This window comes from Aerococcus sp. L_32, from assembly GCF_050689315.1.
Map to the genome: position 1 here is coordinate 1 of NZ_JBOEQF010000087.1, position 8,324 is coordinate 8,324.

Below are 8,324 nucleotides of genomic sequence, written 5' to 3' on the forward strand. Positions count from 1 at the left end.
CGGATTCTTCGTCGGAGATAATGTGCCGAAAGTTGACTTCGTAGCCCACCGTTTACGCTATGAATTAATTATCAGTTACCGGATGTTGGATCAAATGATTAAACAAAAGGTTAAAGGTGAAAACTACAAGGATTTTTTAGATGAGAAAGTACTAGCGGTACAGAATGCATATGAACACAAAAATTTTGATGACTTCTTTACAACTAGTGAAGCATTATTAAAAACAATTTTGGATATTGGTAATCATGACTACCTAGTTAATGAAGCTTTAGAGTGTTCACATACTGTAATGACAGCTATTCTTGAGAAATACCATACGGATGAACCAAAAGATTTCATTTTGGATATGTATCCTTTCGTGATGTACCTCGGTGACTTAGTACGGTTGATTGCAGAAAACCGCTTCAATGATGCACGTGTCTTATTTGAAATCATTATCAACTATCTGAAAATGCAACTACCAAAAGAAACACAAGAAGCTTTTGAAAATATCGATACTTACCGTTTAGCTTGATAAAGTGAATATCTAACGAATGAAAGCACTCTATATCGTCAAAGAGTGCTTTTTTTGCTATAATTTAATAAGAAATGAAAATTATAATTGAAAGGAGCGAACCATATTGCCAAAGGCACTAGTTACCTTTGCTTCTTTAACTGGAAACGATGAAGAAATAGCAAATATTATGACCAAATCTTTAGTTAATTTGGGCATAGATGCACGTATGGTAGAATGCCAATCTGTTTATGCGACCGATTTTCTAGAAGAGGATATCTGCGTTGTCGTGACCTATACATACGGTGCTGCTGCAGACTTACCAGATGAAATTGTAGACTTATACGAAGAATTGGCGGATGTAGATCTAACAGGAAAAATATTCGCAACCTTAGGTTCAGGCGAATATGATTACGAAGAATTCTGTAAATCTGTTGATGATTTTACCGAACAATTCAAACAAACCGGTGCTATCCAAGCTGGTGAAGCTGTAAAGATTGAATTGTATCCTGAAGATGAGGATATCCCTCTAATTGAACAACTTGCCCAGCAATGTGTAGATAGCTACCAACAACATCAATAAAAGCAATCTTAGGAGGACAATATTTACATGGAGAATTTTGACCAATTATTAGACAAATATGCAAACCTATTAATCGAAAAAGGGATTAACGTACAAAAAGGCGACAATGTGATGATTTACATTGCCATCGACCAAGCACCCCTAGCCCACTTCTTAGCGAAACATGCTTATGAAAACGGTGCTCGTCGTGTACACTTTACTTGGAAAGATGATTACACTAATCGCTTAGACTACGAGTACCAAGCGACAGAAGATTTAGCTGAAGTTGCAGACTATACTGTAGCCCGCCAAGAAGATTTAATTTTAAATCAAAAAGTATCACGCCTTTCTATCGTTTCTGGTGACCCAGATTTATTGAATGGTATTGACCCAAGTAAAATTGATACCGTTCAAACAAGTCGCGGTCAGAAATTAAAAGTTGTCCGTAATGCGACAATGAACGATCAAGTTAAATGGACAGTTGCAGCGGCGGCTGACTACGGCTGGGCGAAGCACGTTTTCCCTAAATTAGCTGAAGATAAACAAGCAGCAACAGATGCATTATGGGATGCCATCTTCAAAGCTAGTCGTGTATACGAAGCTGATCCAGTAGAAGCTTGGAACAACCACCGTGACTTGTTAGATGAAAAAGCACAAAAATTAAACGATAAACAATTCAAAAAATTACATTACACTGCACCTGGTACAGATTTAACATTAGGTTTACCTGAAGGTCACATCTGGGTATCTGCTCAAAGCTTTAACCCTGATGGTTCACCATTTATCGCTAATATGCCAACTGAAGAAGTCTTCACAGCACCAGATACAAATGTGATGGATGGTTACGTGACTTCAACAAAACCACTATCTTACGCGGGTTCTACAATTGAAGGCATCAAAGTAACTTTTGCAGACGGTAAAATTGTAGACGTTACAGCTGATAAAGGTGAGCAAATCATGAAAGATTTAGTCTTCAACAATGATGGTGCGCAAGGTTTAGGTGAAGTTGCTCTAGTGCCACATAAATCACCAATTTCTCAAAGTAACCTAACATTCTACAATACCCTATTTGATGAGAATGCTTCAAATCACTTGGCGATCGGTGCTGCTTACCCAACTAACGTTAAAGGCGGAACTAACATGTCAGAAGAAGAATTACAGGCAGCAGGCGTTAACCGTAGCCATGTCCACGTTGACTTCATGATTGGATCAGCTGAGATGGATATCGATGGTATCGATGCCGATGGTAATGTATTTCCTATCTTCCGACAAGGCGAATGGGCTTTCTAATTTTCTAACCGTCATTACTGTTATAAACAAGTTAAAGGAGGTTACTTATGTCGCTTAATCCCAAAAATAATGAAAACGATCTAAATGAACTATATAATCGTTTAAAGAACATGGACCGAAAAAAAGTTGACGAAACCCTTGAATACCTAGATAAAGGTTCACCAAAATTAAACTGGTTATATATCACCCTTGCCGTGGCCATTATTTTTCTTTTAATTTGGTTGATTATGATAATGAACCCGAATGCAGATGTGGCGCCAACGATCGATAGGTCTGAAGAAATCAATCTTCAAATCCATGATATGGAGTCCCGCATTAAATCACTAGAAGATCAAGTAGAAAACTTAGAAGAAGCAAATAACTAGTCAAAAAAAATCGTTGCCAACCACCTAGGAAACTAAGCGTGTTGGCAGCGATTTTTTAGTAATTAACGTAGCCTCATATCATTATTTGAATATAAATACTTTACTAAAAATATAGTTCAACAACACTACCACAATTTGTGTTACAAGTTTCGCCCAACCTTCTCCACTATTTAGGTAGGTTAATAAAAACATTAACAACATATCGATAAAAAAAGATAATAAGCGGAAAGTGATAAAACTGGCGAATTCTTTAAGAATTATACGTACTGACCATTCTCTTGCTTTAAACACCCAAATCTTATTGGTAATATAAGCAAAACTAATAGATAATATCCAGGCCACTGTATTAGAAACAAAAAGGCTTGATACTTGTCTCATCAAAAAGAATGACACTATATTGACTAATGTTGTTAATACGCCAAAAACTACATATATAACAAATTCTTGATTAAATAACTTTTTCTTCAACTTATCTATAAGTGCCATTATTAAACCTCGTTCAACTCATCCTTCAAATCTGCTTCGGTTTCTTTAATAATAAATATGGGTCTATTTTTAGTCTCTAAGAAAATTTTACTAATATATTTACCAATGATCCCGAGACAAAGCAACTGAATACCACCAATAAACAAGATAATCACTACTAAAGAAGGCCACCCCGCAGTTGGATCTCCGAACATTAAAGCGCGTAGTATAATAATCAATCCTGCAATAATAGAAATAACAAACATCAAGGCTCCTGAATATGAAGCAATTGATAAAGGTATTTCAGAAAAATTGATAATTCCTTCAACTGAATATTTAAGCAAACTCCAGAAAGACCAAGTAGTATTACCAGCAACTCTTTCTCTATTTTCAAATTCTAGATAGATAGTATTAAATCCAACCCATGAAAATAAGCCTTTTGAAAAACGATTGTATTCTGTCAATTTAAGGATAGCATCCACCATTTGTCTGGTCATTAACCGATAATCACGTGCGCCATCTACAAATTCAGTATCGCTAATTTTATTCATGAGTGCATAGAATTGTTTAGCAAAGAAGCTCCGGATAGGCGGTTCCCCTTCACGGTCTACTCGTCTCGTCCCAACACAATCAAGCGTGGAATCCTGGTATAATTTATCAAGCATTACTGGCAGTAATTCAGGTGGATCTTGCAAGTCTACATCCATTAAGGTAACAAAGTCCCCTTTTGCTTGTTTTAAACCTGCATAAATCCCTGCTTCTTTACCGAAATTTCTTGAAAGCGAAATATAGCGCACTTGATCATTCACTTTGGCTAGCTTTCTCATTTCATTTAAAGAATTATCTGATGACCCATCATTCACAAAAATATATTCAATATCTTGATCCATCAATTGCTTTACCTTTTCCATTTCTTTGTAGAAAAGATGAATAGATTCTTCTTCATTAAAACACGGTACAATAACTGATAACATATTTCTCTGTCTCCTCCTTTTTATTGTTGCTTCAGCAGATGATTTCTAATCCACTCACTAAATCTATTGCTATTCAGCAAAATTAAGATCAATATAGACGCCAGACTTACAACTATTGAACCATATAAATATGGTTGTACAAACTTCATTTTGATACTTAATTGACCTTTTGGTATTTTAAATCCTATCATACCATTGTTGACATTTTCTATTGTTATTTTTTCATTATTGATCTCTAATTGCCAACCGTCTTCATAGAATATTGGTAATACTATGTAGGTATAACCATCACTGTTATCAAAGTTAATCTCTAATTTATCTTGTGCTAGTTCCAAATTGTAATCTAATTTTTTATCTTCATTGCTTCTTGCTTCCAACTGATCATATGATAGTCCATAAATATGATTGATTTCAAAATCGTAGCCGCTACCACCAGCAAAAGCAAATGCAATTTGATCATTATATGGGATAGAGACTTGGTGATGAAATTGTTGCAGAGCATATTTATCATTTGGTGAGCTCATTTGAAGTTCTGCACCATTTATTGAATAGTTATAGTTACCAGTAAAATAATCTGTATCAGCTTTTAACGTATAATCAATTATAAGCTCGTCATAATTTTGACTCGCATCGACGTTAGCAACTAATTCAATACCTTCATCCGATTTTGAAATATAATTATCGTGATAGAAATTATTCTTTTCTATACTAAAATTTAGGTCATTTTCTAGATCTATGGATAGCGGCTGATTTTTACTAGAAGTAGTATATACGCCATCAATTAATTGTAAATCCTTGAAGTCAAAAGATGCATTATTAGTTATTTGATATTGATTTTTTACTGGATGTATAAAAGCAAGAGGATAATTATTTTTATAAACGGATAATTCACCGAAACTTTTCACTTTCTCATATCCAGCGGGTACAATGTATTGTTCATTGTCTTTAGCAATAACGTAATCAATTTGAAATAAACTATTTGTTATCTGTCTAGCACCTAGGCCATCAATTGATACACTGTTATCCTTAATATTAGTTAAACCAAAAAATTCTATGAAATCCTGTTCATATTTATTTTGAAAGCTTGAGTAATTATTAAAGGTACTTTGCTCATATGCTATGCCCAAATTAGCCATGCCTACATATTCTATACGATAAAAACCATTAGCATCGTTCTCAATAAAGTTAATAGCTTGTGATATATTCGTGTTTGGATTTTCAAAAGTTTCATATAGATAGTCTTTTGAAACAGTTTTCAGACTATACTGCTCAAATAACCGCGTATTAAATTGATTAATGAATGGTACTGTTAAAAGGAATATCGCCATCAAAGCTCCGTACTGAATCCTAGTTTGTTTAGTATAACTAAGAATTACATAGAATAACATCGCAATACCTATAAGTACCATAAAATATTTTTTATTAATGTCATAACTATTATCCATAGATTTTAAAGTACTGTAATAAATCAATAGTGTAAGACCCGAAGCGAGGATACTTGATTTTAGAGATTTATGTTTCAATATTTGTTCAATACCTATGCCAATTGTAATAGCAATAAATAAATAAGTTATGTAGTGCCACCGATATTGTGGTGCACTTAATCCGTTGAAAATACTAGCCACTTTAGGGCTATAACGAATGATAATTAATATTGTCGTGAAACAACTAAAAAATTGAAATATTTTTGATTGATAATTTTTAAAATTAAATATTACGAGTAAATATATAAAAGAAACAACTTGTATGGGGTCTAAAATTAATAGCCTTTCAATTGAAAAATTCTCTTTATCCCAAAGTGGTGCGATTACATCTACGCTACTTCTACTATTATCGAGAAATCCTTTAACAAATACCATAAAACCTATAGATGAAATACCTAATCCAAGTATCCCATATATTATTATTTTCATTAATTTTTTATCCCAGGCTATTTCATCTTTATTTAATGTTAAGAACAATCGCATAATAACATAGCAACCACTTAACAATAAATTTGCAAAGGCAAAGTATCCGTTATTAAATAAGGTCAAAGCTACACCTAAACTAAATAACCAACCCTTTTTTCCTTCAAAGATACATTCTACTCCTAACAAGATAATCGGCAACCATAACATGGCATCTGTAAAAAATTCCCATAGAACAGCATGTCTGAAATAAATAGGAGCAAATGCATAGAATGTAGCTGCAAAGATAGACACGGCCCTGCGTACTTTAAACTTCGAAATGACTATACTTGCGAAATATGCAATTAAGCTAGATTTGATAACCGAAAGAAATAAGGAGATTTCTCCCCAGTATACAATATCTGGGGTACTAATTATCTGACATTTTTCTAATATCCAGGTTACCAATACCGTCATATAATAAAATATAGACGTTGTATAATAATAACTTAATTTGGTTAGAAAATTTCCGCCTCCACTGTAGTTAAAACTGTAGAAAAAATTACCATTCGTAAATTCTTTATATAAGAAATCTTTGAAAACTAACATTTGTTGCGTCTGATCACTCGGTCCAGCCATCAATAAATTATTGTCCCATTGATTGTTAATAAAGAAAAAATGCATCAAAATTGATGCACTTATCAATAATAAAATCACAAAAAATTCTTTAAAAATTATCTGCTTATTTATTTTTTTAAATTTCATATATTCCTTTTCTCCCCCAATAATAAACTACGAAAATATCTTTTCTAATCTTCCATCTTTACAATTTGTTGGAAAATATCTTGTAATTCTACTCGCTTCATAACCAAAATAATAGCTAAGAAAATGGCATATGCAAAGAATCCAATGTAAGTATTTAATACATTCGCCGTAAAGTAAAATACTAGTACATGACTTATGATCAACAACCACTCATTGGCATCACCTTTCATAGCCTTAAATTCATGCCGTGAAGCATACAGATACCATAAGAAATAACATAAGGTTGTGGCCCATGCTATACCAGATAATGATTTAGTGATAAAGAATATGATTCCTACAAAAGCAAAGGCCAATACCGCATATAAAATTGAGTCGCGGATATATTTTCGTTCACTTCGTTTAGCCTTGTATAGATTGGCCACAACGATTTTTGAAATCATAATATATGGAATCGATACAAAGGTAATGGATAATAACTCGATTGATGCCGCATAGTTTGGAAGGAAGAATTCGATAATCCACTTAAATACAAAGAATCCTAATCCACCAAAAATACCAAGTAACAATGTCAATTGTTTAATGATATTGGCTACTCGAGGAGAGTCTGTTTTTGAAATTAAATTGTAGAATACTAAAGCGACAGCATTCACAATTAGGATAATGACATTTAACACTGAGTTTTGGAAAGAATATTGGGCGAATTCTTCAATTGGGAATCCCCAGTTTGCAATCCAAGAACCAATATTACCAACGAATGTCAATGACATATTGGCTAATAAAATTAAGAATCCAACTCTAAAAATTTCAAATTTATCTTTGACAGTGAAGACGGGATTAAAACCTAATTGCTTAACAAATCGGAATTCATAATAGATGTACATTAACACATAAGACAATACGTTTAATATGATATAGAATACGTAGTCTTCCGATTTAAAAATAAAAATTCCGATTAATAACAGTGCGATATATGATACTGACCGGAACATAGATGCTACGGTAAATGTATTAAATTGACCAACTGCTTGTAAAAAGTTTGACTGATAGGTCGTGACATTAGAAAAGAAGGTAACGATCGAGAAAAGAATCAGTACCGGATCTTTTGTAATAAGAGATATTAGGAACATTCCTATGAACATGATGAACTGGAAAAAATTCGCAAAATTATGTTCATCTCTGATAACATTGTGGTCTAACTCATTTAATTCCTTACCACCATACTTAATATAAATCCCATCTGCAAATCCTAAATGGAAAAGGTAGGTAAAACTCAGGTACAAGGTATATTGCCTATAAGACCCGTATTGCGCGACAGTCAAAATCCCCGGCAAGATGAAACCAACGATAAAGCTGGTCCCGAAGCCGACAATATTAGACATTGCAACGTTTAAAATGTTCTTTAAAGTCTTCATTTTTATCCTCACAATATTTTTGTTTTAATTTTGTTAACGGTCCCGAGAAGATTCGAACTTCCGACACCTCGTTTAGGAAACGAGTGCTCTATCCCCTGAGCTACGAGACCAA

The 8,324-nt window shown here is 33.5% G+C and carries 8 protein-coding genes and 1 tRNA gene; 4 read left to right on the forward strand and 5 right to left on the reverse strand.

Annotated elements, in window-relative coordinates:
• The 4 genes from ACRCJ0_RS07165 to ACRCJ0_RS07180 form a co-directional block, all read left to right on the forward strand.
• The coding region (locus ACRCJ0_RS07165) for a GntR family transcriptional regulator (RefSeq protein ID WP_431390027.1) at positions 1–514 on the forward strand (514 nt) is incomplete at its 5' end.
• 106 nt (positions 515–620) lie between these two features.
• On the forward strand, positions 621–1,076 hold the full coding sequence (locus ACRCJ0_RS07170; protein ID WP_431390028.1) for a flavodoxin: 456 nt from the start codon (positions 621–623) through the stop codon (positions 1,074–1,076).
• 21 nt (positions 1,077–1,097) lie between these two features.
• Positions 1,098–2,345: an aminopeptidase gene (locus ACRCJ0_RS07175; RefSeq protein ID WP_431390034.1), complete on the forward strand. Its 1,248-nt coding sequence runs from the start codon at positions 1,098–1,100 to the stop codon at positions 2,343–2,345.
• 47 nt (positions 2,346–2,392) lie between these two features.
• The gene (locus tag ACRCJ0_RS07180; protein WP_431390029.1) at positions 2,393–2,710 is read left to right on the forward strand and encodes a hypothetical protein; all 318 of its coding nucleotides are present in this window, start codon (positions 2,393–2,395) and stop codon (positions 2,708–2,710) included.
• Between the two features lie 81 nt (positions 2,711–2,791).
• Here the strand turns inward: ACRCJ0_RS07180 and ACRCJ0_RS07185 are convergent, their stop codons facing one another.
• The 5 genes from ACRCJ0_RS07185 to ACRCJ0_RS07205 all read right to left on the reverse strand — a co-directional run bounded on the left by ACRCJ0_RS07185 (position 2,792) and on the right by ACRCJ0_RS07205 (position 8,322).
• A complete protein-coding gene (locus tag ACRCJ0_RS07185; protein ID WP_431390030.1) occupies positions 2,792–3,196 on the reverse strand; it encodes a GtrA family protein in 405 nt (134 codons plus the stop codon).
• A gap of 2 nt (positions 3,197–3,198) precedes the next feature.
• Positions 3,199–4,149, reverse strand: coding sequence for a glycosyltransferase family 2 protein (locus ACRCJ0_RS07190; protein ID WP_431390031.1), 951 nt, complete (start codon positions 4,147–4,149; stop codon positions 3,199–3,201).
• 20 nt (positions 4,150–4,169) lie between these two features.
• On the reverse strand, positions 4,170–6,800 hold the full coding sequence (locus tag ACRCJ0_RS07195) for a YfhO family protein (RefSeq protein ID WP_431390032.1): 2,631 nt from the start codon (positions 6,798–6,800) through the stop codon (positions 4,170–4,172).
• 44 nt (positions 6,801–6,844) lie between these two features.
• On the reverse strand, positions 6,845–8,212 hold the full coding sequence (locus ACRCJ0_RS07200; protein ID WP_431390033.1) for a polysaccharide biosynthesis protein: 1,368 nt from the start codon (positions 8,210–8,212) through the stop codon (positions 6,845–6,847).
• 37 nt (positions 8,213–8,249) lie between these two features.
• Positions 8,250–8,322 (reverse strand) — tRNA-Arg (locus ACRCJ0_RS07205).
• Positions 8,323–8,324 lie beyond the last annotated feature (2 nt).

Excerpts from the sequence above, each read along its gene's own strand:
- ACRCJ0_RS07180 (WP_431390029.1), top strand. The coding sequence starts at position 2,393 with ATGTCGCTTAATCCCAAAAATAATGAAAACGATCTAAATGAACTATAT.
- ACRCJ0_RS07185 (WP_431390030.1), bottom strand. The coding sequence starts at position 3,196 with ATGGCACTTATAGATAAGTTGAAGAAAAAGTTATTTAATCAAGAATTT.
- ACRCJ0_RS07190 (WP_431390031.1), bottom strand. The coding sequence starts at position 4,149 with ATGTTATCAGTTATTGTACCGTGTTTTAATGAAGAAGAATCTATTCAT.
- ACRCJ0_RS07195 (WP_431390032.1), bottom strand. The coding sequence starts at position 6,800 with ATGAAATTTAAAAAAATAAATAAGCAGATAATTTTTAAAGAATTTTTT.
- ACRCJ0_RS07200 (WP_431390033.1), bottom strand. The coding sequence starts at position 8,212 with ATGAAGACTTTAAAGAACATTTTAAACGTTGCAATGTCTAATATTGTC.